Raw genomic sequence first — 24,551 nt, forward strand, 5'->3', positions numbered from 1 at the left:
TCGTTGTTGATCGCCGCCGCCAGTTCGTTCAACGCGTCGAGGCTACCAGGGGCACCCCCGACCAGGGCGGCCACTACAGCACGGACGAAAGCGGTATTGGCGATTTGCAGCGAGTTATCACTTGCCCCCGGCGTCGGCACCTCCGGCAGCCCTGTAAACTTTGGGCTGGCCAGTGGCGCCTTGGCCGCCAGAGCGGTGTCAAGCTCTGTCTTGGTGTAAACATCGGTCAAGCCATAGCCGGCCACCGTGGTCGGGTTGGACGCCGATAAAACCCGGCCGTACTTGTCGACCGTCACGCTGCGGTAAGTGCCAGCCGCTACGCCCGTGCGACCAAAAGCCATCTCGAATGACAGCGCGGTGACGCCCAAGGCAATCGGGGCATCAGTCACCAACTGCCAGGCGCTATCGCCGTTGGCGGTACCGCGCTCGACCAAAACCAGCAGGCCGGGAGTGACCTTGGCATTGGTGTCGGCGTCGCTGCAACGCGTCCAACCACCCACCGCAGCGAGATAAAGCCCGTTGTCTTTGGCGGCGGCTTGGTTCTTCACCAGCACCCGCGCGCCGGCAGTCAGGGATACCCCGTCAACAGCCTGCAGACCGCTCAAGGTGATGGCGGCCGTGGTCGCTACCAGCACCGAATGTTTGAAGTCCTGCCGCGCCAGTTCCTCAGTCACAAACTCACGGGTGGCCAGCACTACGCTGGGATCAATTTTTAGCTGTACGTTGCTGGCACTGCTGACAACCAGGCTCATGCGCACCACCTGGGTACGGCCCGAACCTTGGTTCAGCAGTGGCTTGTAGGTGGGCGCACAGTTAGCCACGGCCACCAGATCCCCGTCAGCGTCATACAAGCCGATCTCGCGAATCCAGTGCCCGCCCACCTCGGCAGGAATGACTTGTTCGGCCACGATGATCGAGGCGTCTTTGTCATCGACCTTGAGTTGATTGAGCGGCGCGCGGCGCCATTCGTTAAGCAGGGCGGTTTGAGTGGCATTCGGCGTCGGGTCAGTGCCGTTGGCATCACCAAGGCCCATTTGGGTAATTTTCCAGGCGATACCTAGAGCGTCGGCATTGGCCTGTTTCGCCGCGCCCACGTTCGTGAGAATGGCGTAAAACTGCGTATTCTGATCAACCATGTGCAATGTCCAGGGTGTCTATTGTGTGTTCGCGACCGCCCCGGCCGATGGTGCCGGTGACTTCGATATCGCGCTGCATGGGCGGGTATACGTCCAGCACGTCGCCGTCGCTGATCGAAACACCCAGATAGAAACCGCCTTGGGTTTCGAGACTGATGGCCAAGCCGACCATGTGCCGGCTGACCGGCCGCGCGTCATCGAGCAGCGCGGTCAGCTCGGTGTAAGTGCCTTCATCAATGCCGGCGTCCGAAACCCCTACTTTCAGGGCGAACGTGCCGGGCACCCCCTCGGGAACCATGTTCCACCACTCGACCACCTCGATCAGGTAGCCGAACGGCTCCACCACGCGGCGCAGCGCGCCGATGGTGCCCTTGCGGGAGTGAACGAAGTACGCCGAGCGGATCACAGAACGCTTGATCGTCTCCGACCATGTGTCATCCCAGCGGTCCACCGACCACGCCCAAGCGAGCTGGTACAGCAGGTGCGCCGGGCAGGTATCGGGGTTGTACAAGGTGCGCAGCGTGATCTTGGTTCGGTCGAGCGCGACAGAGCCGATGGCCCGCTCCAGGGGCGTGCTGTTATTCGGCAGCAGCGCCGTCATGGCAGCGCGCCCCGCGTTACGGTAACGCCGGTGCACCAGGCGGCCTGGGCCTTGGTCGGCCGGATATCCACCCAGTCTTCAATTTCCACACGCTTGACGCCGGCAACGTGCAACTGAGCGTCGATGGCCGAGCGGGACACTTCGACGCCGAGGCGCCGGCGCGGGTTCTTCCATGCCTCCAATCGGCTCTTGGCCTCGGCCAGCACCGCCTCACCTTCCGGCCCGTTGCCGGCGAGGTAAACCACCGCGTTGATCTGGTAAGGCAGGATTTCCGCGCTAAGCACGTTGACCCGATCACCTACCGGCCGCACGTCGTCGTCATTGACATACGCCGCGACCGTGGCCAGCAGCTCGTCGTCGGCGCTGCCGTTGCCCTCAAGGCTAAGCACAGTCAGGTCGACCACTGCAGGTGACGGGCTTTCGGCAGTGGCATCAGCCACCAGGCCCGACGCGTTGCGGGCGTGCAAGATGTAGCTGTTTCGGGGGCCGGCCGTGGTCAGCCCTTCATAGACCAGTTGCACCCGCTCGCGAAGGGCGTCGTCTTCCTCCAGCACCTCGGGCACCGGCGGTACCGCGGTCAAATCCTCTGCCTGCACCACCAGGCGGCCCAACGCATGGTTGGCCGCCAGATGATCCAGATCCGCACCCTTGGCGTAGGCCAGCAACAGCGCCTTGGCGGCGTCGTTGACTCGCGCACGATCTTGCACGCGAAGGTAAGCGACCAGTTCCAGCAGCTTAACGACCGGCTCACTCTCAAGCGGCGCCGTCCAGTTGTCGCCCAGGTACTCGCGAAACTGGGCCAGCAGCCCCTCGTAAGTGGCTTCGATATCGAGGGTTTCCAGCACTTGCGGCGCCGGCAGCGCCGCCAAGTCAATTGTCATGCGCTTACCTCAATGACATTGCTGTCGCCCAGGTAAACCCCGGTCAACTGCATAGTGATTTTCCCGTCTACAACGGCCGTCACCCGGACGCGCTCCAAACCAAAGCGCGGCTCCCAGCGGCTCAGGGCGCGAGCGACCTCGGCCTGTACTGCGCTTTTCCAGCCATCGTTAACTGGCAAGTCGACGTACCGGCGCAGGCGGCTGCCGTATTCCGGGCGCATCCGACGACTGCCGATTGGCGTGGTCAGAATGTCTTCAATGGACTGCCGCAGATGGTCCAGGCCTGACAGCGGCGCCCCTGTGCGGCGATCCATTCCGATCATGGGGTTACGCCTCCAGGCGCTGGAAATCCTTGCGGGCGTCCAGATAGGCCTGCGCCTCGGTGTCGGCGCCGTCGACCTCGATCCGCGCGCGGATCACTTTCAGCTCGCGGCCGCCGTCCATGAACAGCGAGCGCGAGGCGTTAACCTTGTCGCAATAGACGACCGTCGCCGGCGCACCAGGCGCAGCGGTTTCTTTCTTGGTAGCCATGGTTTCCCCAGGTATGAAAAAGCCCGCTCAAATGGCGGGCTGTCAGTGTTTGTGGTTTGCCGAGTTACCGCCGGCGTCCATGATCTTGCCGGCGCCGGTGATATCGGCCGTTACGGATAACGGACCGACAATTTTTACGGCACCTTCAAGCGTGATGTTCGCGGCCTTGGCCGTGATGGCGGTCGCCTCGGCGGTCAACGTAACCGTCTTGGCCGTGATTGCATCGTCGGTCAGCGTGGCCGACGTACCGCCCACCTTGACCAACACGGTGCCCGTAGGCAGCGTGATGGTGTAGCTCTTGGCCTGCCAGTCGTAGACCAGCGAGCCGCCATCATCAAACCGCCAGACCTCCACATGATCGCGGTTATCTGGCGGGCTGCCGGCGTCGCCATACAGGCCCGGCACGAACGTGCCTTGTGCGGGGTCGCCGCTGGGACTGATAAGCGCGCCCTGCTCGTTCAAGCTGGGCGACCGCCAGTGACGCGCCTTGCCGGCCGCCTGGCTGTGCCAGCGCACCCAGGCGCTGGTCCAGCCGTCGCCGTCCGATACCCGCACCCGTGCGGCCGCCAAATCCACCGCGACCACGCGGCACGCCATCACCGTGCAAGCCAGCATGCGGTCGTGCTGGGCGCTTGTGTAGCTCATTCCATGGCCTCCGGCGGTTGATAGGCACCTTCATTTCCGGCGCCACTTTCAGGGTCGAAAGCTACCACCAACGAGCCGGGCGGCTGATTGGGCCAAGGCCATTCCTCCTCGCCGAGGTAAATGATCTGAGTCCACTCGACCACCCAAACGGCAAACCCATCCAGCTCGGGCCGTGTCCAGTCTTGTGCAGCCCGCACGAATTCGGCGGGTTCTACTGCAAGCCCCCACATTTGCATGCGCAGAAGTACCGTCAGCTGGGCAGCGACGAAGGCTGCGATGTGCTGACACCCCGCCTCCTCCCCACCAATGATCACCCGCGCTTCAAAGCGCGCATCTACCGCAGTTTCTCCTGTGCCTGGATCTTTATCAGCGGCTTCAAACTCGACGAGCTCGAGCACCACCGCAGGAACATCCACGCAATGAATCCTGTCCGGCATGGTCCCGATGTAGGCCAAGCCGGGGATGGCATGCTGAATGTGCTGCTCAATCGCGGCGAACAGGCCCGCCAATGGAATCGGATCATCATCTTCCACTTCCAGAACTCCTCAGATACTTCTGCAGCTCGTAGTTGAGCTCCTGCTCGAGGATCTCAAGCAATCGCTGATGCACACGGCCAACCCAGGACTCGAAGTGCGGCCTGATGTCTTCCAGTGAAATCTTGGCTTTGGCCAGGGGAAAGCGGCTGCTGTTTTCTGATACCCAGCCGTGCTGCTTACCACCGCCGGAAACCTGGCTTTCCGGGTAGTCGCTGGCGTCGAAATGCTTGCTCGCGGTACGTATCCAGATATCAGGCGCTGATCCGTAGACACGCTTGAAAAATGCACCCTGATACCTTCGCCCAGCTACGGCAACACCGGACCGGCTTTGCCGCACCCTGCCCGCCCGACTTGCCTCAATCGGGTTGATACCGAACCACAGCCGTGCCTGCCCGTTGGCGTCAACAGGGTAGGCACGCAAACGCTGCCGGACAGCAGAGATGGCAATGCGCTCCTGCTTGCCGACGGACCTGGCGATGTGCGTCCTCAACCAGCGAAGCGTTTTGTTCAACGCACGGCGTTGAGCTGCGCGCGCGGCTTTGGGCACCAGCGCGGCAAACTCCGAAAACACCTTTCGATCTGTGTCTGCAAGCTGCAGAGTGAACAAGCCGGAGTTGGCTGATTGCTTGACGTAGCTACCAACGCTCATCGAACCTCCCGCAAGATCAGGTTGATCCACCCGGTGCCGTCTGGCTCACGTTTGGTGATGACATAGCGGCCCCCCCCATCCTCTGGCGCGAGTCGACACACCAGGTGCAGGCCCTCCTTGATACCGTGCGCACTCGCGATCCGAACTGCGAATACCGGTTCACGCAGGCCTGTATTGATGCGGCCGAGCTTGGGCTGCAGCCAAGGTGCCGAGAAGAATCCCGGCACAGGTTCAGCTATACCCTCTATCTCGGCTTCATCGCCCAGAACGTCCAACAGTGCACCATCCATGAATGCCGTCTGTTCACGGAAATCCATGGTCAATCACCGTCGTCAGAGTCGTCCTTCGCAGGGAGCTGTCCGCGCCGAGCGAGCTTGCCTTCCTCGACCAGGAGCTTGATCAGGTCTTTGTTGGAGGATTCAAATACCTCCCCTTTCAAGATGATCTTGCCCGCATCCTGAATGCAGCCATCAAGCACTACGTATTCGGTCTTGGTTGCCATGTCACACCACCTTCGCGTACATAAAAGCGTTCGGCTCGAGCAGGCCAGCCAAAGGAGCAGACTGAAGTTTCAGCCAACGAACGCTCGGCTCTTTGGTGACCCAGCTTTTTGGGAAGCGCGCGGCTTCAACCAGGCCGCTCTCGATGGCCTCCATGTCTTGAATGGCCGCATACAACATTGCATTGCGCGTAGAGGTCGAGCCCAAGATCAAGCCACCTGCTGGAATCGCTGGCTGCTCGTCACCCTCGTCGTCCACATGCCACTCATCGTAGGCGTACAGGTCGACGCCCGGATCATTGAGGTAACCGAGGTAAGTCACCCCGTCTGGCAATTCCTCGGGCTTGATCAGGCCCAAGTCAACGCGCCGGCTGTTCAGCTGCTTCAGCACCGCGTTGTTGTTCTGGAAGGCGTCCTGCGCTTCAGCGCTCAACACCGCCACGTTCGCCGACCGGCCCGAATCCTTGGCGATCATGCGGCGCCACTGGCGAAGGTTTGCGATTGGGTCCGATGCTTCCGTGTTCCAGCGACCGTTGGCCAGGGTGACCTTGTGAGTGTCTTCCATGAGGAAGTCGATGGTGTCGTCCACGCCGTCACCTACCACTCGGATCCGCCCAGTGGTGAGCGCCTGCGCGCACATCCACTCCTCACGCCGGGTGATCTCGCTGTCGAGATCGACCAGGTCGCGCCCCAGTTGTTCGCCTGCTCGCTCCAGCGGGCTGCGTGTAGAGAACGGCGTCTCGCCAGCACCACGTTTGAGAATCAGCTCAGCACGAGTCGCGCGCTTGGGCTGGATATAGGGCGGCTTGTAGGTAGACGAGCTGAAGCCTGTACGCTGCGAAATACTGCCTGGCAGAGTCGGATGGACAAAAGGCGCCATCTTGCGCTGGCCCTTGATGATGTCGATGGTGACAGCTTCGGTACCAAAGGTCTCCGGGGCGCCGGCGTTGAAAAACGTATTCATGAGGAAGCGTCGCGGTGTAGCCATTTGCTCCACGGCTTCCAGCATGGTCAGGGTGTCGAAAATGTCAGTCATACGTGCTCCGTTCAGCGAATGAAGAGGCAAAGAGGACGCAGCGCGGCCTTTGCGGCGGCCAAGGTCAAACCCTCGCCGAAGGTGAGTTGCTGGCCCAGCACTTGGCCGGTCAGCCGGACGGGCGCGCTTTTGGCGCCCTCAGTCGTATCGATGTCCTGGTCCAGGATCGCGCTCGGCACTTGTGAGCCGTCCTCAGCTGCAGCTTTCGAAAGTACGTACTCTTTCGAAGCGGTGACTTGGCCGAGTACCGCGCCGCGCGGCAGCTTCTGGCCAGCAGCGATCAGGCCGGTGTCCATGACGATAGGGAAGTCACCCGCCGAAAGCTGAATCGGCAGGAAGGTGTTACGTTCAGGGTTTGGCATTTGAAGCTCCTATTAGCGGCGCGAAGCGCCTGCAACGATTGCGCTGACGGCGGCCTTGCGCTCACCTTCTTTGCCGCCTGCGGGCGGGATGGCGCTGCTGACGCCTTGCGCATCAGCTTTGATGCCAGACAGCGAAATGCCGCGGTCCTGCGCTGCCTTGAACATGACCAAAGCCGTGGCCTCGATGGAGCTGCCATCATCGATCGCCGCTTCGATCTCCTTCTCGAAGCCTTTGCTGGCCAGGGCATTAATGCCTTTGATGCGCTCGCGTTCAGCCGTAGCGGCCTCGGTGCGCACTGCGCCGGTGTCAGGCTGTTCGGCCTGGGCGATTTCGATAGTGTTGGGGTCGGTGCCCGCAGCAATCGCCGTGCGCAGTTCTGCCGTGGTCTTGACGGTAGTCATGGTGTTTATCCTTGGGGAGTTGAAGGCCGGTTTGGCCAGTTCGGTGATCAGGGATTCCAGCGAACCCACACGATGGGCCAGGCCGTGCTTAACGGCGTCTGCGCCCACGCGGATGCCGCCGTGATCGCCCATCTCGGGGACTGTGTCTGCGGAGACGCCGAGGTTGCGGGCAACCTTGCCCACGAAGACATCGCCGAGTGCGTCAATGGTTTCGCCCAACTTGGCGCGGCCCTCCTCGGTACCGAGATCCGGACGCTTGTTGGGGGCATTGCGACTGACGATTGAGTAACGGGTACGACCGCTGGCCTTCTCGCTATCGATGACCGCCTCGACCACGACGCCGATACTGCCGGCGAGGCTGGCTTCATCGATGATGATTTCGCTCGCTGCCGAGGCGATCCAGTAGGCAGCACTGGCTCCGATCCCGCCGATGTAGGCGACGATGCGCTTTTGGGAACGACCGGCGTAGATCATCTCGGCCAGTTCATTGATGCCCGATGCCACGCCTCCCGGGCTGTCAATGTTGAGCACGATGGACTTGACCTTGGGGTCGTCCAAAGCACGCTGAATATCAGTCGCCAGGACCTGCGTGCTTGTAGCGCCACTGATCTCGGTGAAAAGATTGGCGTACCGGAAAATCGGCCCTATGACAGGCACCACCGCCACGCTGCCGCGCATCGTGACCTGACGAGATTCCTCCAGCCGTTCGCCGCGCTTGGTCGCCAGCGCCACCGGATCACCCATGCGATCAGAGATGGTCAACAGGTTATCCAGGGCGTCGGGCAGCATCAGCCAGGGCTGCGAAGCAGCCAGCTCAAGTGCTCGAGGCATATTTATTCCTCTTGGGGTTGGGGTTCAGGTGGGTTTTCCAGCCCACCTTTCGGCAAGGCCTGCAGGTTGTGTTGGCGGCGCTGTTCGACCTCGCGCACACGTTGCCGGAACACCTGCTGCCAGGGCTCGCCGGTCATAGCTGCGGTCTCCAGCGTTTCGTTGCTGACACCGATATCGATGCGTTTGCCAGCAGCGTTGGCCTCCTTCAGTTCGTCGATGGCACCGCGCGCCGGGCCTATCCAAATGGCCTGGCAGTAAGCCTTGCGCTTGGCTGCATCGCCGTAGCCCGGCAAATCAATCAGGCCTCTGGCCACCGCTTCATCTATCACCAGCTCGCGGCTCGGCTGACAGAAGTCGCAGGCGAGCCACCAGCGCCGCAGGCTGTAGAAGCGCCAGGCCTGGAGCATCGCGGCTCGGGCAGCGCTATAGCTGCTGCTGTAGTGCAGCAGTAGCTCTTCCAATGGCAGTTCCAGGGCTGAGCCGATCTCTTTCACCACGGCGGTGAAGAACGGATCGAACTGAGCGTTAGGCCGGCCAGGGTTGGCCACCATCGGCTCCTCCCCAACACCGAGGTCGACAACGGCGCCCTCGCCAAGGGCCAGCTCGCCGTCAGTGGTGTCGTCCCCGCCTGGAGCTTCTTCAGCCAAGGCGCTCATTGGCAGGTTGCCTGCCTGGAAGTCGCCGGTTTTCTTGATGAACACCGTAAACATGGCCGAGATCACCGCCGCCATTAGCTCAGCACTGGCATAGCGCTCAAGCTTCTGCAGGGGTTCGAGCACTGGAGCCAGGTAAGGCATGCCTCGCTTCTGGCCGGGCCGTTCCTTGTCTGCCAGCACATGGAGCACACGGCGGCGTCCAGTTTCAGCACCGAAGACCGTCAGCCGTTCCCAGCTCAGAGGCTTGCCAACCAGATGCTCGCCGGCATAGCCGGTACACACGTGGTAGGCCACGGGCGCTCCAAGACCATCGACTTCGACACCATCGATCAGATCTGCTCGATCCAGACCCGCATTCGGGTTGCTCACACGGTCGGATTCGATCAACTGCAGGCGGGTGCTGAAGATGCAACCGGGACGCTCCTGGTCCGGGCTGGCCACGAACACATCGCCCGCAACCATTGACGACACCAGCACCAGCGCCTGGAGCTGGTAATGATTGAGCGTCGCTTCGGCATCACACTCTCGAGGGTCATCGGCATACAGCGACCATAGGCGATCAAGCTCGCCGTTCAGGTCGTCTGCAGCAGCTTCGCTGATGCCGAGCGCCTCATGGTCAACTTGCGCGCGACAGACCAGGCCGGTGCCGACAACGTTGGTGCGCAGCCGAGTGATAGCCGCACGGGCGATCAGGTGGTTGCGCATGGCATCACGGGAGCGAGCCACCAGCATGCGCCGCTCATTCTGGTTGAAATCGCGGCGTGGGCTTCCCAAGCCTGGGATCCAGCTGGCCATGCTGCGCAGCATCCGCGAGGCACCTCGCCAACGGGTTTCAACCCCGCCACCGCCGCCCTGAGCGACGATCTGTTGGCCGCCCGCCGTAGCCTTGGCAAGCTTTACGGCTTCGCGCATCAGCTGATCGGCTGCGCTTTCACGCTTCCAGAAGGCCATGGTCAAACCCTCACGTACGAAACGCGGTTGCGACCACGGCGCTGAAGAGCTGCTGTCTCAGCAGCGACCTGCGCGGCGTACTGATTCTCCAGCAGGCGCAGGCTGTTGAGTTCGGCCAGCTGGACCTCACGGTCCGCCCGACGCAGGCGCTGGCCGTTTTTCAGGACGGCCGAAATTGCCGCCCGTACTTCCGCAAGGCGTTGTTGTGCTTCTGTCATGGTGAACCTCTGTTAGCTGACGCGACTCCGAGTACCACGCCCGCGAGTTACTGCGCGGCGGGGCACCGGCGCTACCGCCTGCTCAGTGTTGAAGAGGGTGGGCTGAAGCTGTTGCTGCTCCAGCTGGTCCCACTCGTGATCGCGCAGCAAATGCGTCTTGAGGCTCCGGGCCGCGTGCAAGGCATACACTTCGCAGTCCAGCGCTTCGTTTCGGCGCCCGGCCTTCTTCTGCCAGACCATCTTGCTTGGCTGTCGGGGATGCGGCGCCAGAACTTCGTTGGTCACCTGCTCGTAGTAGTCAGCACGGATCTCGCTGTACCAGTGCATGCGGCCAGGACCGCTGCCCGAGAGTCGCATCCGACCATCGATCAGCGTCTTGGCCTTGTGGGTGCCGACGATGTAAACGCGCAGACCGTACTTGGCAGCCTTGGTGTTGTCTTGGCTGGTGTCCGCCGACTGTGCCGGCTTGGTGAAGATCTCCCGATCTCGGCTGTCGATAGATGCGCCCTTGATCGCCATGATGTTGAAGCGCTGGCGGTCCCGCACGTAGGTGTAGACCGCATCGCTGGTGTTGCCGTCGGAGCTGTCGATACTGACCGCTGAAACGGCAAGCTGAGCGCCGCCCTCGGTGGTGATTGGGGTGGCGACGATCTTGTCGAGTTCGGTCCACACTGGATCGTGAGGGTCAATCGGGTTGCCCTCCAACTCGCCCCAGTACAACCGCCAGGACTCTTCGCCCCTCCCCCAGCCGACGATTATCAGGGCGAGTCGGTCGCCCTGAACGTCCACGCCGACTGTCACCAATAACACGCCCTTTGGCGCTGTCAGTTCGGCATAAGGCTCGGCGCGCTTCTCCAGCTCATCCGTCTTGGGTGCATTGCTTTTGTACTCGTAGCACTCGCCCATCTGGCTGTTCGTGAAGGCGATCATCGGCCCGTGGTTGCCGTTTGAGGCTGCGTGCTCGGCCTGGAGCTTCTTCTCCATCAGCACTTCAAAGCGAGAGCCATGAAACGTGGCATACAGCTCATTCAGGATATAACCCGCGATACCCCGGAACTCAGCAGTAGCTTCCCAGCGGCCGTGCTGAAGGTTGGCGTTCTTCTGGTGATCGTCCCAGATCTCGCCGCAATGAGGGCAGGCGTAGTACGCCGTTTCCGGCCGACGCTTGCCGTATACCTCGTGGAAGTAGCTGAAATCCTCGTCGCAGTGCAGATGTTCGAAGCTCAGTGCGTGCGACTGGCCACACCCATGGCATGGAACGAGGCCAATGCGCTTGTCCGACAGCTCCAGCTCAGCGTCAATCGCCGAGAGGCCTTTGATAGTGGGTGTCCCACCGATAATAATCTTGGACCGCCGGAACGTTTTGAGGCGTTCCTTGGCCAGCTTGATACTGTCGCCTTGCCCGCGCAGGTTCAGGTTGCAGTCGTCCGGCTCTTCCACCGCGACCCGGGGCACCGGGGTGGACTTCACGCTGGATGGACTGTTAGAGCCGACCATCTTGAGGAAGCCGCCAGGGAACCTCTTGAAGTCCTGACGCTGCTGCAGCTTACGGCTGCGTAGGTCAACCTTGTTACGCAAGCGCTTGGTCGCCGCGATCATCGGCTCCAACTTCTCAGCGACATACTGCTTCGCCGCCTCGGCCTTGGGAAACAGAATCAGGATTGGTGACGGATCAAGATCGATCCACTTGCCGATGGCATTACCCATCACACCTGAAGTCCAGGCCACCTGCGCAGACTTGCGACCAACGACCTCGAACACATTCGGATCATCCAAGGCTTCCAGTGGACCACCTGGCCAAACCAGGTGAGGTGTAACATCGAAGCGGTATTTCCCAGGCTTACCCGCCTCTTCGGTTGAGAGGTAACGGTACTTGGCGGCCCACTCGATGATGGTCATTCGTGGCGGAGGCGCCCACTTTTTACACGCCCTGCTGATGCCCTTACTCGCCGTCTTCTTCAGAGCCCTCCTCATCGTCCGGCTCGTCAGGATCCCATTCGGGATCATCGTCATCCTCGTCATACGCGGACAACCTCCTGAGTATTAGTTCGATGGGCTCGCGGATCAGTTGATCGTCAACTGCGACGCCGTAACGGGCGGACAACGTTGAGGCCAGGTCATCCGGTAGGGTGTTGAGCAACTCGATCTTGGCGGCGGTGATGACTGCCTCGAAGCGGGAAACCATCTCTGCCTCGATCACGACTTCGCCCAAGTCTTTAGCTAGCGCCAGTTCCTCGCGGTCACCGCGAAGCCTGTCTAGTCGGTCCCGAGTACTCTCTTTCTTGCCGTTCAGTGCAGCCTGGCGCATCAACCACTCGATCACCGCCTGGGTGTCGTACTGGTTTTCGTTGCCGCGCCCCACACCGAACTCGATTACCGGCATTCCGTCTTTCTGCCAGCGGCTGAGGGTGCGCTCATCACGACCGACGATCTCACCAAGTTCGGCCTTGCTGACTGTCCTTCCCATTGCTAAGTCCTTGAAAAGACGGACATCCCTGCACACACCTCAGCTGCAGAGAAACCGCGAGTCTGCGTACCCGTGTAGGAGGCACCCCCGAGGGAGGACCCAAAATTCGGCAAATGCGGACGGCCCGCACCCGCCGGGGTCACTGCCCTGTCTCGGCTGGTGGCACCTGACCGAGGCCCAGCCGCTTAGCAGCCCAGCGTTCGTAGAGGTTGATCGCCACGTCGGCGCCAGCCATCGCGGTCAAGCAACCCACCGCCGCTGCCGCCCACACCGAAACCCCAAGGGCATACAGCAGCATGTTGGTCGCCACACCGCAGGTCACACAGGCACCCGACCGCAGTGCCAGGCGCCGGATCAAACTCCAACCGCTGACCCCAGCCTTGTCGGCCCGCCACATCTCGCCCGATACACCGCCGACCAGAGACAGAACGATCACCATCCAGATCGGTATCTCGGCTAACGCTTGTTGCTCGCTGTTCATGTAAGCCTCGTTGGCAAAGCACGGCGCCAGAAACAGAAAACCCCGCCAGATGGCAGGGTTCTCAGTGCACCGAAAGATCGGGGCGGGTTGCACAGCACGGTGCTTGTAGGGGAAGCGCCTAAGCGCACTTTTCATATCGTGGCGCCTTTTTACACGCCATCGGAAAAACCGAAAAGGGGTGATTTACGGTACGCCGCAATGTGGTAGCTATGTAGCATCAATGTTGCACACAAGTTGCATTCCAACCCGACGAACGGTCTGTTGCCGAGCGCGGCCCGAGCGCGCCGCCAGGATGGCCAGCACCTGCAGGTGTAACGTCTTAATCCAGTTGCGGTAGGTACGGTCGGCATGCTCCGGTAGCCCTACTTCGCGCATCTGCTCCCTAATGGTGGCCCGGTGCAGGTAACGCAACTCGGCCAGCTTGGCCAGCGTTACGCCGCGATCATTCCTGCGAGCCAGTTCTGCGACCGCCGCATCAACCTCCGCAGCGGCGTGATCCAGCCCCGCACCCGAGATCAGAATACGGGCACCCGATGCGCCGGTGCGTGGAGCCGATCCCTTCCACTCCATGATTGTGCCCATCTGGCTGCCAAGGCTTGCTTCCAGCCCCAGCTTCCCGCGCTGATCGCCCCAGTGCTGCATCAGCTCGCCCACCAGGCGCAGGCGCTCTACTGGGTCGATCAATTCCGCCATGTCCATCCGGTGCTGGGCAAGCCGCACAAGGAGCTGAAGGCGCATTCCCGTCTCCATCGTCATCACCATCCCTCCAAAATTGATACCCAACACACAATCAGCCAACCCAACACGGACCCAACACACTTGAAGCTCAACGAATTCAATGGATTAGATAAATCTGTGTGAAGTGTGTTGGGTGTGTTGGGTCTATCGAGTCTCGCATGGAGATTTTTTGTCACTTCGGATTCACGGTTTAGAAGAGCGCGCCTGCGCGCGCGCGCGCGCAAACCCAACACACCCAACACACATGCTCGCAACGCCAAAGAATTCGGGGCCTTAACCTGTGTTGGCTTTCCAAAACCAACCCAACACCAACTCAACACACCCAACACACATTCAGACGTAGTCATGCTGCGAGCCTCTTGATGTGGTCCCAACCGTCCACGCTCCAGCCCGCCCGCTTCGCCCGGGCACGCCATTCGACGACGTTCTTGCCCAGCTCGGCCGCCACTAAGGATGGGGGCAGGGAAGGATCGCCATCGCTCGGGAAGAAGAACGCCGCGAATCGGCGGTTGTTGCCATCGGTCCAGGGGATTGCCCGCGTCTTCTCCACCTTCGCGCTGAACATCAGCGAGAACTTGGTGTGGCTCATGGAATTCTCCTTGTTGTGGGAACACCACTCCAAGAACATCGCGTACACATCCGAGGTCAGGCAACAGCCCCACAGGCCGTGCCCCAGCTCGCCGGCTCGCCAGAGATAGAAAAAGGTTTGCCACGCCGTGCGGCTCAGCTCGACCAAGCGCTGACGGGCCTCAGTCTCTGGCGGGCGAGTACGCTGGTTGAACTCCCCCAGATTGACGTCCAGCAGCCAGCCATATAAGGCGGCAACACCACCATTGGCCAGCTCGTGGGCGATCGCCTTTTGCCGCTCGGGCGGCAACGTCTCCAGTGGCCACATCACCAACATCCGTCGATCGCTCTCGCTGATCGGCCAGGGCATGATCTCGTTACTCAGGAACACCGAGTTCATGTGGTTAGCTTCTTCCCAGCCGTTGATGAACTTTGATTCCATGCGCACCGTCTTGCCAGTGATCATGTGCTTGATCTTGCCCACTTGGTTGTAGCGCTGGTCGCGGCTGACAACCTCTTCAAATACCGCCCAAAGCTTGCCGCTCTGCCAGGCGTTGAAGTTGCCTTCGAGCTGGGTCTGCCCAACCGTTGCGCCATACCGTCCGTACAGCTCGCCCATAATGTCCGCGAACAGCAAGCTTTTACCCGAGCCTTCCATCGTGGAATGGAACAGCACCGCAGTGTCCATCTTGGCGCCCATGTGCTGCAGGGGATAGGCCAGCCACCTGACCAGCCAGTCCAGGGCCACCGCGTCGTGGTTGCACAGGAAGGAGATCAGCCACCGTAGGTTCTCGCAGGCGGCGGCATCCCGCACCGGCTCAAGCGGCAGGCCCTCGAAGGTGTTGATGTAGAGCGCAGGGTCCTTAGTCATCGTCGGGTCGAACACGATGTGGTCGACGTCGACCACCCGGCGATTCGGGCTGTTCAGCCAAAGCTGGTACGCATCGCCCAAGGCCATCTTGACGCTGCCCTCGGGCAGGCGCCGCTTCTTCTCTCGATCCCAGGCTTCCTTGGTCCCATCGATATACACATAGCGGTCGAGCGGGGCGAGGTTCATCGCACCTCCCTTCTTGCTCGACATCTTGCGGGCCTGCTCGAGTTCCTTGACCTGTTCGGACGAGACCAGCTTCTTGTCGGTGCTCTCCATCCACTGCTTAGCAAGGGGTTTGCCTACCAGGGCCTCGAAGCCTGATCGCTTCATCGACTGCCCCTTGTCCATGTCCCAAACGTTCGTCGTGCCTTCAACCAAGGCGAAGCGACGCTTGGCACTTTTCAGGACAAGGCCCTCTCCCCCCTCCCCCCCGCCGGCCGAGGATGCGGCCGGGCCCGGCTCGCTTGGACCTGGGTCAGCGAAGGCAGGGTCAGCACCCACTTCGGCTTGATCGGCCTGCTCGGCGACAGATGGGGCGCGGGGAAGCTCTCCCAAAGGCGGCGGTGCCGGCGGGCGAGACTTGGCGTCGATGCCGAGGATCTGCGCTGCCGCTCTGGTAGCTGCCCTCTGATCGCCGTCGTGCATCAGAATGCAGAACACGTCGAAGGCATCGTTCTTGTGCCCGTTTGCCAGCGGGTCCGAAGTGTGATGCGAGTAGAGTTTGCCGTCGGTGATAGTCACCCCCGGCATCCCGGAACTACTGTGTGGGCTCAGCCACTTCCCGTCGAGACGCTTGTAGCCGTGCGCCTCGATCATCGTGGCGATGTCATGGATGCGATTGAACTCAGGGATGACCTCGGGGAGGCGTTCACCAGAACGTGCTGCAGTAGGTGATGGCTTAGACATGGGTCGAGGCGCAGCCGCGGGAAGCTTCGGCCTCCAAGGGCAAACGTCCTCCCCTCTAGGCTTGAACTCATCCCAGCCCTGCCAGATCGCCAGCAATTCGGGGGGCAGGTCCGGCAACCCACCGGCATCTGGCGCAGTGCGCCATGTGTAGGGCTTTCCAGTGCCTGGGTGGATGGAAGGCGGCAGTACGTCTTGTACCAGACCGCCCCGAAGCTCAAAGACCGTTACTTTTTTGAAAGGCTCAGCCGCCATGCGGAAAGCGGCTTCGCGGCCGGCATCATCCTCGTCTACGGCAGCTTTCACCTGCGCCATAAGTCCTTTGTAGATGGTGCCATCGGGGTCATTCTTGTTAGGCCAAACCAGGGCGTGACGACTCAGTTCCACACCGTCCGGAGCGCGGAACATCACGCGGAAACGCTCCGGGTTACCCACCGAAGTCGGGTATGCATCGGCGAGGGCGTCAACATCGAGCCCAAGCGTCTGCTGCAGCACCTGCCGGGTAAACTCAACGTCATCAACGTCCAACGAGCAGACGCGACTAGGCCCGAGCACAACACCTAGGTTGTGGCTCGGACGCTTCGTCCAGAATGCCTCAGCATCATCGGCGGCAGTGAAGTAACCACCGGGCTTGTTCCAGCCGTGACCCTTCGGCCCCTTCTCGCCCGGCTCGATGGGAACCAGAGCCAGACTGAAGGTTTCAATGTAACGCCGCGCCCAATCAGCTGTGGTAGGAGTTGGGCGCTCGCTCATCTGCGTCGCTCCCGCAGGGCCTGGCAATCGACGCAGGTTTCGCAACCGGCGACTGACTGCTGGCGGGCCAATGGGATCGGATCGTCGCAGTCTTCGCAAAACTGCGCACTCGGCTTCTCAGGAAGTCCTGCAAGGCGCTGCAATGACAGCTGCAGGAAGTACTCGGCATGGTCGTTGGCAAAATCGACGGCATCAGCCATGAGCTTCGTCCTCCATAGCTTGACGGGCGCCCGCCATGATTGCCAGCACCTGGCGAATCACGTCCAGCCCCCGCTGCTCCAGATCCAAGACCTCTGTCAGCGTCCAGATGTTGTCCGAGGCACCATCATGCAGGCTTCCAACGAACTGGCCGGACTCCTCAAGAAGCTTCGCGACAGCGTGGAGCGCATCGTTTGTGGCCGGTACGGCTTCAGGCCGGTACCAAACGGCACCTGCCGGGCGAAGCAGGGCGTCAAGCAGACGCGGGTCGGCCGTCCACTGGACGATCTCTTCGATCTCATCAGGGGTCGGCCAGCGGCGCTCTTCATTGTGATGGAGCTTCTTCTGCAGCGTATCCACCTCAAGCCCCATGTCAAAGGCTAGCTTGGTGATTCCGCCGTGGTAGTCACGACCTGCGCGATAGAGCGCCTGCCGTAAGGTGAGGACCGGGCCAGCGCCCGGCAAAAGATCAATCCTGCTCATAACCGTAAATCCTCGGTTTACGGCCTAGTCATAGGATGAGGTAAGACCTATCCTACGACCACGACCTGTGTGCTGTGCCTTGCGTGCTGTGCGGGCATGGCATGCGGTAATAGTCGTCCGGCTTCACTTGTGAGAGAGGCCGCCGGACGACGAGAGTGATAGTGCGTTGTACTGTCATAGCTGGGCCGGGAGGTGAGAGTCCTGGCACAGCGCTCTTACTGCTTTGGCTTACACCGCCGCCCTATCGGGCGAATTTCTACTGCAAGGCAATCGCCAGTCTCGTCACAGCGCACACGGATATCGCGCGATGAGTTCAACATTTGAGAAACCGCGCTCTGGGTGACCCCAAGCAGCTCAGCCAGCTCCGGCTGACTCTTGACCTTCGCGAACTCTCGCAAAGGCATACCAAACTCACTCTCCATCCCAATGTCCTCAAAGGGTCAGTGCGTGGATATTAGTACTACTTCTTTTTATGTTCAAGCAAAAAATAAGCAACACTCTTTGATAGGCATAAGGTACGCTAATAGTCTGGTGAGCATGACTACCAGACCTCCATACCAGGCTGAAGAAGCCGCTCGCCTAAAAGCGATCTACAAAGCTCGCAAAGCCGCAGATCCAACACTCAATCAGGATCAAGTGGCACACGAATGTGGCTGGTCAAGTCAAAGCGTGGTCAGCCAGTACATGAACGGCAAAATCCCGCTGAACATAACCGCTCTGATCAGCTTGAGCCGAGCCTTGGCATTTAGCCCTGAGGAAGTGAGCCCCCGGCTGGTAAAAGCTCACTACATCGACGATGTAAGGCAAGGCGTCTCAAACACCACAACACTGGGATCTGCAGGCCGACTGCTCCCTGTGATTGGATACGTGAAAGCGGGCGCCTTTTGTGAGGCCATTGAACAGTTCCAACCCTCAGATGCCGAAGAGTGGGTGGAAGCAGGCGGTCCAGCCGGGCCACGCTCATTCATCCTCCGAGTCGAAGGGCTGAGCATGGAGCCCGACTTCAAGCCTGGAGAGAAGGTTGTTGTTGACCCTGATATGCAATGGGAGACGGGCGACTTTGTGGTAGCCAAGCGCACACGAGACCAGGGCGTCACGCTGAAGCAGTTGAGAATGGAAGGCAGCGAGTTTTACCTTTATGCCACCAACCCAGACTGGCCCGAGCGCATCATCCGACTTGACGAAGAGTGGACAATTTGCGGTCGAGCTCGACGCAAAATAGTCGACCTCTGACTACCTCCCAAACCCGCTTCGGCGGGTTTTTTGTTGTCACCACGCATCATAAATATCAGTAACACTGTTGACATAACAAATCAGCATCACTAATTTTGTCTTGGCTTCGCCTCTCTCAATGAAGGACCAAGACATGCAAAACGTTCAGCACAGCACAGCCTGCAAGGTGTACCTGCACCCGACCACCTGCAGCCAACCCGCCTCGCTGGAAGCATTTCAGCGCCGCACCGGACTGCGAATTGTCGCGACCGCTAGCGGCAACGCCCAAGCCGTACCTGTTCTGGGAGGCATCGCATGAGCGAGTTCAGCATCCCACTGAGCCGGGTCATGGGCCTGGAGCGAACCCTGGAAAACGGCGGCACCGCTACCTGCACCCTTCGCCGCCCCGACGCCACTCTGGACGTGCAGATCCGAGTCGAGAACGACGACACGACCCATCATATCAAGGTGGCGATGGGGCCGCTGAGCAGTTCGATGACCATGCCTCGCAAGCTGGAGACCAAGTGCCAGTCCTTGCGTGACTTCCTGCAGGACCTGGCCAATGGCCGAGCTGACTCCGGGACTCAATCAGATGAGGCGATCGCTCTCATGGAAGCGCAGGAAAGCGTGGACGGGGTCCTGAAGGCCGGACAGACCGCCTACGTCATCACCACCGTCAACCGAGATCGCCCCTTGGGCGCAGTGGTAACCAATGACGAGGGCGAAGTCTGCGCCGCAGTCACCGGGGCCAGCAAAGAGCACCTGGCCGAAGCAATACGCGCGAAGCTCTGGCCCGTCCAGGAGGGGCTCGGGGAGTGCGCATGAGCACTCTTGACCAACTACGCAACGAGTGGAGCACCCCCTGCCCGTCGCTGACGGAAGTGAGAGAGCGTTACTTCCCTCACATCCGGTCAGACCGCCGCTTCAGGGAGCTGATCAACAGAGGCGAGATCCCGCTAACGCTGAGCAAGCTACACGACTCAGCCAAGGCGCCGCACGTGATCTATCTGCACAACCTTGCCAAGTACCTCGATCGCCAAGCTGGCCCAGCCACTCAAACAGCTTGAACCAGGCCGCCCCGGCCACCAGGGGCAACAAGCCCGCCACCGGCTCTCACATACCCCGGCGGCGGGCATTTTTGGAGCACAGCACATGCAACCGCATCAGTACGCACTCGCCGCAGGCATCATCTGGCTGGCCACCCTGCTCGTCCTTCCCATCTTGATCGCCAAGGTACACCGCCGCGCCTACGACGAAGGCTTCGTGGAGCATCAACACAAGCTCAATAGCTATAGCGCAGCTCTGAACAAGGACATTTCGCATCTGGTTGCCGCCCGTGAAGAAGACCAACGTAAACACAACCTCACCGTTGCCAACCTAAAGCGCACGATCGCCGAGCTCGAGGCGCGAATCATGTCCTACACCGGGATGGCGGTAACCAGGAGCGATTACGAACGGCTGCTCAGCACTGCCGAAGCGCTGCGCCTGGCCCAGCGACTTCATATGGCCCTGAAGGCGGGAGCTCAGGCTGATCGAGCAAGCGAGCTTGCTACAGCCGCCGATGAAATCGCCAAGCGCATTCATGCCCATCTGCGTGCAACGCCGGCCAGCGCCCCTAAAGCGGAGGCAGCAGCATGAGCACGCATGCGCATCACTGGAACACATCAGAGGGGAACGACGGCGGATTGCATCACTGCAGAAAATGTGGTCGCGACCACCAAGGCCCCCGTCCCAAAACAGACGATTGCCCAGTGTCGGATCCGGAACATAGCGCCGTCGCCTGGCTCGGCCCGGCCGGGCTTTACCGCACTCGCCTGGAAGCCGTGCAGAACGGGGAGCAGTGCATAGAGCCCGTATCAGCGGACCAGCTTTTCGCATACGCCCGGGCACTTGTTTTCACGCAGATTGAGGCCTGCCGCAATGACTAAACCCGAACGCGTCTGGCAACTAATCAGCATGCTATTCGCAGTTGCCTTTGTCGCCGCCCTCGCCGCTCTCCACCAGGCAACTCCCTACTCAGCAGCCCCAAGCGGCACGTTACCGACTGTTATCTACACCAACGCCACTACGGATTTCGCGCTGAGCCCTGCAGCCCGCCGCGTTTTTGAGAGGTACTCGCTGTGAACAACGCTACCAGCTATCAGCCAGAAGCCAGAACGCCAAGCGGCATGCAGTCCCTACTTCGCCCTGCGATGTCGGCGATCTGCAACGTTTGCAGCAAGTCTCGCACCCGCCGGGGTGGCCACGATAAATGCTCCAAAATCCGCCAAGCGGCTGGATTCATTATCAAGCAGGAGAGCAAATCATGAGCGTCGACATTCTGAAACTGAAAGCGCTCGCCACCAAAGCAAAGCGTGATCAATACGACTATGTTGCGCTCAACGACTACGGCATGGCGTTACCGCCCGCGACCGTGCTGGAGCTGATCGCCGAGATCGAGCGCCGCCGCCAGGTAAATGCAGAGGGCTGTAAGCCCGACAGCAGCATTCTGCTCTCCAGTGCATCCGACTCCAACGTAGCGCCTTGCCCCAGCCTCGACAAAGAAGAGGGCTGCAAGCCCGACCTCAACACCCAATCTGCCAAGCTGGGCGGCACGCCTATCGCGACTCAGCTGGCGGCATGTGATGTTCTGGCGGAGCGGGCGCGCCAGATCGAAGCCGAAAGCTACACACCTGAACGGGACGACCAATACACCTCAGGACAACTTGCAGATGCTGCCAGTACCTATGCCTGGTGGGCTCGCTCTTGGAACCTACCGTACGCCGAAAGCACGCAGGCTCCAACAATGTGGCCATGGGCTCCAGAGACATGGAAGCCCCAGCCTCAGCGGCAGATGCTTATCAAAGCCGGTGCTCTGATCCTGGCTGAGATCGAACGTCTGGATCGCAAAAAGGCACGTGAGGTGAGCCCATGAGTACTCCACGCTGGGTCCTTATTAACCGAGCGGCCGAACTCACCGGGTATTCCGAAGATGCCATTCGACACAAGGTGAAAAACGGGACCTGGGCACAGGGCCGAATCTGGCGAAAGGCGCCTGACGGCCGCATAACCATCAACATTGCTGAGTACGACAAGTGGGCCGAGAGCGCATCACAGGTGGCCTAGAGGCCGAGCTGGCCAAGCACAGAGGCATCGAGATACACGGCGGCAATTTGCGGATCGTCTTCATGTGGCGCCGCATCCGCTGCCGTGAGTCCCTTGGCCTGCCGGTGACCAAGGCCAACATTAAACATGCCGCGCTACTCAGGGCGGCGATTCTTCATGAGATCAAGACCAACACCTTCGAGTACGGGCGCCACTTCCCGAACTCGAAGCATGCCGGGAACTACAGCAGCGCGAAGGACGAGCGGCTGGAGGCGCTGGCAGAACGCTACAAGCCGCTGAAGGCTATCGACATCACCCCCATGACCGAGGAGAAGTACGCCTACGCCATCGACATATGCGTCGAGCTGGTGGGTAAGGATCGACTTGCAGGCATCCTGCTGCCCGAGGATATCCACCTACTCCGGACGCGACTGATTGAGACCCGCGCACCATCGACCGCCAACCATTACTTGGCCACCTTCGCCGGCTTCCTCAAATGGTGCGAAAGCAACAGATACTGCCTGGCCGGACTCGCCGCTGCGTGCACACGCTTTGCCATGAGCGAAAAAGAGCCGGATCCACTGACGCACGAGGAGCTCGAGCTGATTGTCACGAAAGGCTGCCTGCACCCTCAAGATGTCGCCGCGACCACCCTTGCCGTCTACACCGGCCTGCGCCCCGGCGAACTATGCGCGCTGGCCGTGGAGGACATCGACCTGCAGGCCGGGAAGATTGAGGTGACCAGGGCGATCACCGCCAATGGCACATTCAAACTCCCCAAGACAGGCAAACCCCGCACAGTGCTGCTGATGGAGCCCGCGATCGAGGCGTGCCGAACACTGATTGCCATCGTGGCCAAGCACCCCAAGCGGGACATACGCGTGTACCACAACCGGCATGAATGGCGAGACGAATCGGTCACCCCACTCCTATCACCAAGCACACAGGCACGGAAAAAGGTCATCAATGAGTGGTTCGTTTCAACCGCGTGGAATACCAAGTGGGCAGGAATACAGCGGCGCGCGGGAATCCGGCCCAGGCGACCATACCAAACTCGTCACACCTACGCGTGCTGGTGCCTAACAGCTAGAGGAAACCTGGCATTCATCGCTAAACAGATGGGCCACAAAGACTTCAGCATGCTGGTTGAAGTCTATGCGAAATGGATGGATAGTGAGTCAGATACAGAGCTAGCGAGGATATGGAGCAATCTGAAAAAACGGTAGTCACGCCGCCGCACTAGCATGCTCATTGTGCGTAACTTCGCACACACCGTTAGCCATCCGCACCTGGATATGACCGATGTGCCCGGTCACAACTCGACGTGATTTGGCTACTGCTGCGAGACTTTCTTCGGCTACACGCTCGCGAGCAGGTGGATGAACCTTGGCCTTCGGGATTGTCGTATGGAAAAGCTTCGATGAATATGCCTTGATCCTCTCGATATCATCAAGACGAGGCAACGAGGATCTATTAAAGGTTGTTAAAATCGAAATAGGAGTCGCCTTTAGCATCTGAGCTACAACATGAGGGCAATGACCGTTGTGCGACCCATGATGCGGCACTTTAAAAAGAGCTGCAGTGGATGTTGGGCGTGTTACGTTATTGAGAACTGCCGTCCACCCCAATGCCGGATCGTTCGAAACTTCCAGGTCGGAGCCAAGCAGTATCGTATCTGTACCATTACATACGTGCAGCGCAATTGCACACAGATTTGGCTGCAATCGGTTCGCCAACTTACGGAAGTCGACGCCCGTCGCAACAAACTTGCTCGCGAACGACGCTCGAGACTGAGTGACCGCCCGCGATGAGGGTGACAGGGCGTTGACTTCAATCCCATTCTTACGATACAGAACTTGATTCTCTTGAACGCATCGCACATGGCGCTCCCCAACCGCCTTGAGGATATTTGCGATCTCAAATGTACTCGGCTTACCTAAATCAGCCAGAACATCGCCAAGCGCATGAGCCATAACAAAAGCAATTGACTCATCGTTGGTCAGTGCTCCTGAAATGTAGATCTCAGCTTTCACGCACGCTTCAATCAAAGCGACCATACCTCCAGTATGATCATCGTGGAAATGCGTGATAACTATTAGCTTCACATTTTCAGGATCAACGCCAAGATCTGACAAATACTTCAGTGCAATAGGCTGAGGCTTTCTATAAGCAGTACATGAATCTACAATCATCCACTCATTGTTACCGAGGTGAGCAACAACACACTCACCCGTTCCGGGTCCAAAAAGAGATATTTCGATTTCGTTGACTGCAGGAGGCTGCAGATTAATTTCCATGGATCAGTTTCGACAATCCTTTGCTGTACTCTTTAATTTCTTCCAGAACTTCCTGAGAGATTGGCGGTAATCGACGAAAGCGCAATTCCCATTTATTCATCGCTGGACCAATCTTTCCAGATACCTTCGCTAACTTACGATAAGTACCAACATTCCAGAAGAAGATTGCACCTTCAGATATCAGACCAACATCCGATTCAAGCACACTCTCGTACCCAATAACGACTTCTTCATCAGGATTGGATTTATTAGTCCTATCGGAAATAATAGCAACAAACTCGCGATCATCGGGATAATGCTCGACTACTCGCCCTTCCCAGGCCTGCTTTATTTCTGACCATCCAGAGAAGTTTCGCTCAACGGATGCAGGCGCTTTAACCATCCCAATATCTCCACCTTCCTGAGAAGAGATAAGATGAGTAGAATCCTCTACTAACGAACCGACTTGTTCTGCCGTCTGCTTTACCAACTCTAACGCAGGCGTTTCGGCCAGAACAACTCCTCGATCAGCAAAAAAATTTTCATAAGATGAAACAGGAACCAGCTGTGCGGCTGCAGACATT

The 24,551-nt window shown here is 59.8% G+C and carries 30 protein-coding genes and 1 pseudogene; 6 read left to right on the plus strand and 25 right to left on the minus strand.

The window, feature by feature from the left end; translation table 11 throughout:
* Window positions 1-65: 65 nt before the first annotated feature.
* The 23 genes and pseudogenes from FW789_RS08370 to FW789_RS08480 all read right to left on the minus strand — a co-directional run.
* A pseudogene (locus FW789_RS08370) lies at window positions 66-1,136 on the minus strand (phage tail protein); the annotation flags it as partial.
* Window positions 1,129-1,737: a phage tail protein I gene (locus tag FW789_RS08375; protein WP_446431303.1), complete on the minus strand. Its 609-nt coding sequence runs from the start codon at window positions 1,735-1,737 to the stop codon at window positions 1,129-1,131. The pseudogene FW789_RS08370 and the gene FW789_RS08375, both read right to left, overlap by 8 nt.
* On the minus strand, window positions 1,734-2,618 hold the full coding sequence (locus tag FW789_RS08380) for a baseplate assembly protein (RefSeq protein ID WP_446431304.1): 885 nt from the start codon (window positions 2,616-2,618) through the stop codon (window positions 1,734-1,736). The genes FW789_RS08375 and FW789_RS08380 overlap by 4 nt, the downstream gene beginning before the upstream one ends.
* Window positions 2,615-2,941 carry a GPW/gp25 family protein gene (locus FW789_RS08385; protein WP_446431305.1) on the minus strand — a complete coding sequence of 109 codons (327 nt, stop codon included), beginning with the start codon at window positions 2,939-2,941 and terminating at the stop codon, window positions 2,615-2,617. Before FW789_RS08385 ends, FW789_RS08380 begins: the two co-directional genes overlap by 4 nt.
* 4 nt (window positions 2,942-2,945) lie before the next feature.
* Window positions 2,946-3,149 (minus strand): hypothetical protein, encoded by a 204-nt coding sequence (locus FW789_RS08390; RefSeq protein ID WP_446431306.1) that lies wholly within the window; start codon window positions 3,147-3,149, stop codon window positions 2,946-2,948.
* Between the two features lie 42 nt (window positions 3,150-3,191).
* Window positions 3,192-3,794, minus strand: coding sequence for a phage baseplate assembly protein V (locus FW789_RS08395; protein WP_446431307.1), 603 nt, complete (start codon window positions 3,792-3,794; stop codon window positions 3,192-3,194).
* The gene (locus tag FW789_RS08400) at window positions 3,791-4,327 is read right to left on the minus strand and encodes a hypothetical protein (protein ID WP_446431308.1); all 537 of its coding nucleotides are present in this window, start codon (window positions 4,325-4,327) and stop codon (window positions 3,791-3,793) included. The genes FW789_RS08395 and FW789_RS08400 overlap by 4 nt, the downstream gene beginning before the upstream one ends.
* Window positions 4,317-4,979, minus strand: coding sequence for a hypothetical protein (locus tag FW789_RS08405; protein ID WP_446431309.1), 663 nt, complete (start codon window positions 4,977-4,979; stop codon window positions 4,317-4,319). Before FW789_RS08405 ends, FW789_RS08400 begins: the two co-directional genes overlap by 11 nt.
* Window positions 4,976-5,296, minus strand: coding sequence for a head-tail joining protein (locus FW789_RS08410; protein ID WP_446431310.1), 321 nt, complete (start codon window positions 5,294-5,296; stop codon window positions 4,976-4,978). Before FW789_RS08410 ends, FW789_RS08405 begins: the two co-directional genes overlap by 4 nt.
* A 2-nt stretch (window positions 5,297-5,298) precedes the next feature.
* Window positions 5,299-5,481, minus strand: coding sequence for a hypothetical protein (locus FW789_RS08415; protein WP_446431311.1), 183 nt, complete (start codon window positions 5,479-5,481; stop codon window positions 5,299-5,301).
* Window position 5,482: 1 nt separating this feature from the next.
* Window positions 5,483-6,514 carry a major capsid protein gene (locus tag FW789_RS08420; protein ID WP_446431312.1) on the minus strand — a complete coding sequence of 344 codons (1,032 nt, stop codon included), beginning with the start codon at window positions 6,512-6,514 and terminating at the stop codon, window positions 5,483-5,485.
* A gap of 11 nt (window positions 6,515-6,525) precedes the next feature.
* Window positions 6,526-6,876 (minus strand): head decoration protein, encoded by a 351-nt coding sequence (locus tag FW789_RS08425; protein ID WP_446431313.1) that lies wholly within the window; start codon window positions 6,874-6,876, stop codon window positions 6,526-6,528.
* A 12-nt stretch (window positions 6,877-6,888) separates the two neighbouring features.
* Window positions 6,889-8,109 (minus strand): S49 family peptidase, encoded by a 1,221-nt coding sequence (locus tag FW789_RS08430; RefSeq protein ID WP_446431314.1) that lies wholly within the window; start codon window positions 8,107-8,109, stop codon window positions 6,889-6,891.
* A gap of 2 nt (window positions 8,110-8,111) precedes the next feature.
* Entirely contained in the window at window positions 8,112-9,716 is a 1,605-nt protein-coding gene (locus FW789_RS08435; RefSeq protein ID WP_446431315.1) for a phage portal protein, read from the minus strand.
* A gap of 2 nt (window positions 9,717-9,718) precedes the next feature.
* Entirely contained in the window at window positions 9,719-9,934 is a 216-nt protein-coding gene (locus FW789_RS08440; protein WP_446431316.1) for a hypothetical protein, read from the minus strand.
* 12 nt (window positions 9,935-9,946) lie between these two features.
* A complete protein-coding gene (locus FW789_RS08445) occupies window positions 9,947-11,833 on the minus strand; it encodes a phage terminase large subunit family protein (protein WP_446431317.1) in 1,887 nt (628 codons plus the stop codon).
* A gap of 43 nt (window positions 11,834-11,876) precedes the next feature.
* Window positions 11,877-12,401: a terminase small subunit gene (locus FW789_RS08450; protein ID WP_446431318.1), complete on the minus strand. Its 525-nt coding sequence runs from the start codon at window positions 12,399-12,401 to the stop codon at window positions 11,877-11,879.
* 139 nt (window positions 12,402-12,540) lie between these two features.
* Window positions 12,541-12,882, minus strand: a complete 342-nt coding sequence (locus FW789_RS08455; RefSeq protein ID WP_446431319.1) for a phage holin family protein — start codon at window positions 12,880-12,882, stop codon at window positions 12,541-12,543.
* Between the two features lie 207 nt (window positions 12,883-13,089).
* Entirely contained in the window at window positions 13,090-13,620 is a 531-nt protein-coding gene (locus tag FW789_RS08460; RefSeq protein WP_422778075.1) for a hypothetical protein, read from the minus strand.
* Between the two features lie 343 nt (window positions 13,621-13,963).
* Window positions 13,964-16,714: a DUF5906 domain-containing protein gene (locus FW789_RS08465; RefSeq protein WP_446431320.1), complete on the minus strand. Its 2,751-nt coding sequence runs from the start codon at window positions 16,712-16,714 to the stop codon at window positions 13,964-13,966.
* Window positions 16,711-16,914 carry a TraR/DksA C4-type zinc finger protein gene (locus FW789_RS08470; RefSeq protein WP_340611083.1) on the minus strand — a complete coding sequence of 68 codons (204 nt, stop codon included), beginning with the start codon at window positions 16,912-16,914 and terminating at the stop codon, window positions 16,711-16,713. Before FW789_RS08470 ends, FW789_RS08465 begins: the two co-directional genes overlap by 4 nt.
* Entirely contained in the window at window positions 16,907-17,395 is a 489-nt protein-coding gene (locus FW789_RS08475) for a phage regulatory CII family protein (RefSeq protein WP_340611081.1), read from the minus strand. The genes FW789_RS08470 and FW789_RS08475 overlap by 8 nt, the downstream gene beginning before the upstream one ends.
* A gap of 215 nt (window positions 17,396-17,610) precedes the next feature.
* A complete protein-coding gene (locus tag FW789_RS08480) occupies window positions 17,611-17,817 on the minus strand; it encodes a Cro/CI family transcriptional regulator (RefSeq protein ID WP_446431321.1) in 207 nt (68 codons plus the stop codon).
* Between the two features lie 25 nt (window positions 17,818-17,842).
* On the opposite strand from FW789_RS08480, the gene FW789_RS08485 reads away from it, so the two are divergent.
* The 6 genes from FW789_RS08485 (at window position 17,843) to FW789_RS08510 (ending at window position 22,917) form a co-directional block, all read left to right on the plus strand.
* Window positions 17,843-18,628 carry a LexA family protein gene (locus FW789_RS08485; RefSeq protein ID WP_446431322.1) on the plus strand — a complete coding sequence of 262 codons (786 nt, stop codon included), beginning with the start codon at window positions 17,843-17,845 and terminating at the stop codon, window positions 18,626-18,628.
* A 294-nt stretch (window positions 18,629-18,922) separates the two neighbouring features.
* Window positions 18,923-19,432 carry a hypothetical protein gene (locus FW789_RS08490; protein WP_446431323.1) on the plus strand — a complete coding sequence of 170 codons (510 nt, stop codon included), beginning with the start codon at window positions 18,923-18,925 and terminating at the stop codon, window positions 19,430-19,432.
* Window positions 19,429-19,674, plus strand: a complete 246-nt coding sequence (locus FW789_RS08495) for a pyocin activator PrtN family protein (RefSeq protein ID WP_446431324.1) — start codon at window positions 19,429-19,431, stop codon at window positions 19,672-19,674. The genes FW789_RS08490 and FW789_RS08495 overlap by 4 nt, the downstream gene beginning before the upstream one ends.
* 85 nt (window positions 19,675-19,759) lie before the next feature.
* Window positions 19,760-20,245 carry a hypothetical protein gene (locus FW789_RS08500; RefSeq protein WP_446431325.1) on the plus strand — a complete coding sequence of 162 codons (486 nt, stop codon included), beginning with the start codon at window positions 19,760-19,762 and terminating at the stop codon, window positions 20,243-20,245.
* A gap of 667 nt (window positions 20,246-20,912) precedes the next feature.
* Window positions 20,913-21,521 carry a hypothetical protein gene (locus tag FW789_RS08505; RefSeq protein ID WP_446431326.1) on the plus strand — a complete coding sequence of 203 codons (609 nt, stop codon included), beginning with the start codon at window positions 20,913-20,915 and terminating at the stop codon, window positions 21,519-21,521.
* A gap of 160 nt (window positions 21,522-21,681) precedes the next feature.
* Entirely contained in the window at window positions 21,682-22,917 is a 1,236-nt protein-coding gene (locus tag FW789_RS08510) for an Arm DNA-binding domain-containing protein (RefSeq protein WP_446431327.1), read from the plus strand.
* Here the strand turns inward: FW789_RS08510 and FW789_RS08515 are convergent, their stop codons facing one another.
* Both FW789_RS08515 and FW789_RS08520 read right to left on the minus strand, forming a co-directional pair.
* On the minus strand, window positions 22,918-23,988 hold the full coding sequence (locus tag FW789_RS08515; protein WP_446431328.1) for an MBL fold metallo-hydrolase: 1,071 nt from the start codon (window positions 23,986-23,988) through the stop codon (window positions 22,918-22,920). It abuts the gene before it with no gap.
* Window positions 23,978-24,550: a hypothetical protein gene (locus tag FW789_RS08520; protein WP_446431329.1), complete on the minus strand. Its 573-nt coding sequence runs from the start codon at window positions 24,548-24,550 to the stop codon at window positions 23,978-23,980. The genes FW789_RS08515 and FW789_RS08520 overlap by 11 nt, the downstream gene beginning before the upstream one ends.
* Between the last annotated feature and the right edge of the window lies 1 nt (window position 24,551).

It is taken from the genome of Pseudomonas sp. 1121_17 (assembly GCF_052850745.1).

Bases quoted from the DNA above. Each gene is read 5' to 3' on its own strand.
- FW789_RS08375 (WP_446431303.1), bottom strand. From the start codon at position 1,737: ATGACGGCGCTGCTGCCGAATAACAGCACGCCCCTGGAGCGGGCCATC.
- FW789_RS08380 (WP_446431304.1), bottom strand. From the start codon at position 2,618: ATGACAATTGACTTGGCGGCGCTGCCGGCGCCGCAAGTGCTGGAAACC.
- FW789_RS08385 (WP_446431305.1), bottom strand. From the start codon at position 2,941: ATGATCGGAATGGATCGCCGCACAGGGGCGCCGCTGTCAGGCCTGGAC.
- FW789_RS08390 (WP_446431306.1), bottom strand. From the start codon at position 3,149: ATGGCTACCAAGAAAGAAACCGCTGCGCCTGGTGCGCCGGCGACGGTC.
- FW789_RS08395 (WP_446431307.1), bottom strand. From the start codon at position 3,794: ATGAGCTACACAAGCGCCCAGCACGACCGCATGCTGGCTTGCACGGTG.
- FW789_RS08405 (WP_446431309.1), bottom strand. From the start codon at position 4,979: ATGAGCGTTGGTAGCTACGTCAAGCAATCAGCCAACTCCGGCTTGTTC.
- FW789_RS08410 (WP_446431310.1), bottom strand. From the start codon at position 5,296: ATGGATTTCCGTGAACAGACGGCATTCATGGATGGTGCACTGTTGGAC.
- FW789_RS08415 (WP_446431311.1), bottom strand. From the start codon at position 5,481: ATGGCAACCAAGACCGAATACGTAGTGCTTGATGGCTGCATTCAGGAT.
- FW789_RS08420 (WP_446431312.1), bottom strand. From the start codon at position 6,514: ATGACTGACATTTTCGACACCCTGACCATGCTGGAAGCCGTGGAGCAA.
- FW789_RS08425 (WP_446431313.1), bottom strand. From the start codon at position 6,876: ATGCCAAACCCTGAACGTAACACCTTCCTGCCGATTCAGCTTTCGGCG.
- FW789_RS08430 (WP_446431314.1), bottom strand. From the start codon at position 8,109: ATGCCTCGAGCACTTGAGCTGGCTGCTTCGCAGCCCTGGCTGATGCTG.
- FW789_RS08435 (WP_446431315.1), bottom strand. From the start codon at position 9,716: ATGGCCTTCTGGAAGCGTGAAAGCGCAGCCGATCAGCTGATGCGCGAA.
- FW789_RS08440 (WP_446431316.1), bottom strand. From the start codon at position 9,934: ATGACAGAAGCACAACAACGCCTTGCGGAAGTACGGGCGGCAATTTCG.
- FW789_RS08445 (WP_446431317.1), bottom strand. From the start codon at position 11,833: ATGACCATCATCGAGTGGGCCGCCAAGTACCGTTACCTCTCAACCGAA.
- FW789_RS08450 (WP_446431318.1), bottom strand. From the start codon at position 12,401: ATGGGAAGGACAGTCAGCAAGGCCGAACTTGGTGAGATCGTCGGTCGT.
- FW789_RS08455 (WP_446431319.1), bottom strand. From the start codon at position 12,882: ATGAACAGCGAGCAACAAGCGTTAGCCGAGATACCGATCTGGATGGTG.
- FW789_RS08460 (WP_422778075.1), bottom strand. From the start codon at position 13,620: ATGCGCCTTCAGCTCCTTGTGCGGCTTGCCCAGCACCGGATGGACATG.
- FW789_RS08465 (WP_446431320.1), bottom strand. From the start codon at position 16,714: ATGAGCGAGCGCCCAACTCCTACCACAGCTGATTGGGCGCGGCGTTAC.
- FW789_RS08470 (WP_340611083.1), bottom strand. From the start codon at position 16,914: ATGGCTGATGCCGTCGATTTTGCCAACGACCATGCCGAGTACTTCCTG.
- FW789_RS08475 (WP_340611081.1), bottom strand. From the start codon at position 17,395: ATGAGCAGGATTGATCTTTTGCCGGGCGCTGGCCCGGTCCTCACCTTA.
- FW789_RS08480 (WP_446431321.1), bottom strand. From the start codon at position 17,817: ATGGAGAGTGAGTTTGGTATGCCTTTGCGAGAGTTCGCGAAGGTCAAG.
- FW789_RS08490 (WP_446431323.1), top strand. From the start codon at position 18,923: ATGAGCGAGTTCAGCATCCCACTGAGCCGGGTCATGGGCCTGGAGCGA.
- FW789_RS08495 (WP_446431324.1), top strand. From the start codon at position 19,429: ATGAGCACTCTTGACCAACTACGCAACGAGTGGAGCACCCCCTGCCCG.
- FW789_RS08500 (WP_446431325.1), top strand. From the start codon at position 19,760: ATGCAACCGCATCAGTACGCACTCGCCGCAGGCATCATCTGGCTGGCC.
- FW789_RS08505 (WP_446431326.1), top strand. From the start codon at position 20,913: ATGAGCGTCGACATTCTGAAACTGAAAGCGCTCGCCACCAAAGCAAAG.
- FW789_RS08515 (WP_446431328.1), bottom strand. From the start codon at position 23,988: ATGGAAATTAATCTGCAGCCTCCTGCAGTCAACGAAATCGAAATATCT.
- FW789_RS08520 (WP_446431329.1), bottom strand. From the start codon at position 24,550: ATGTCTGCAGCCGCACAGCTGGTTCCTGTTTCATCTTATGAAAATTTT.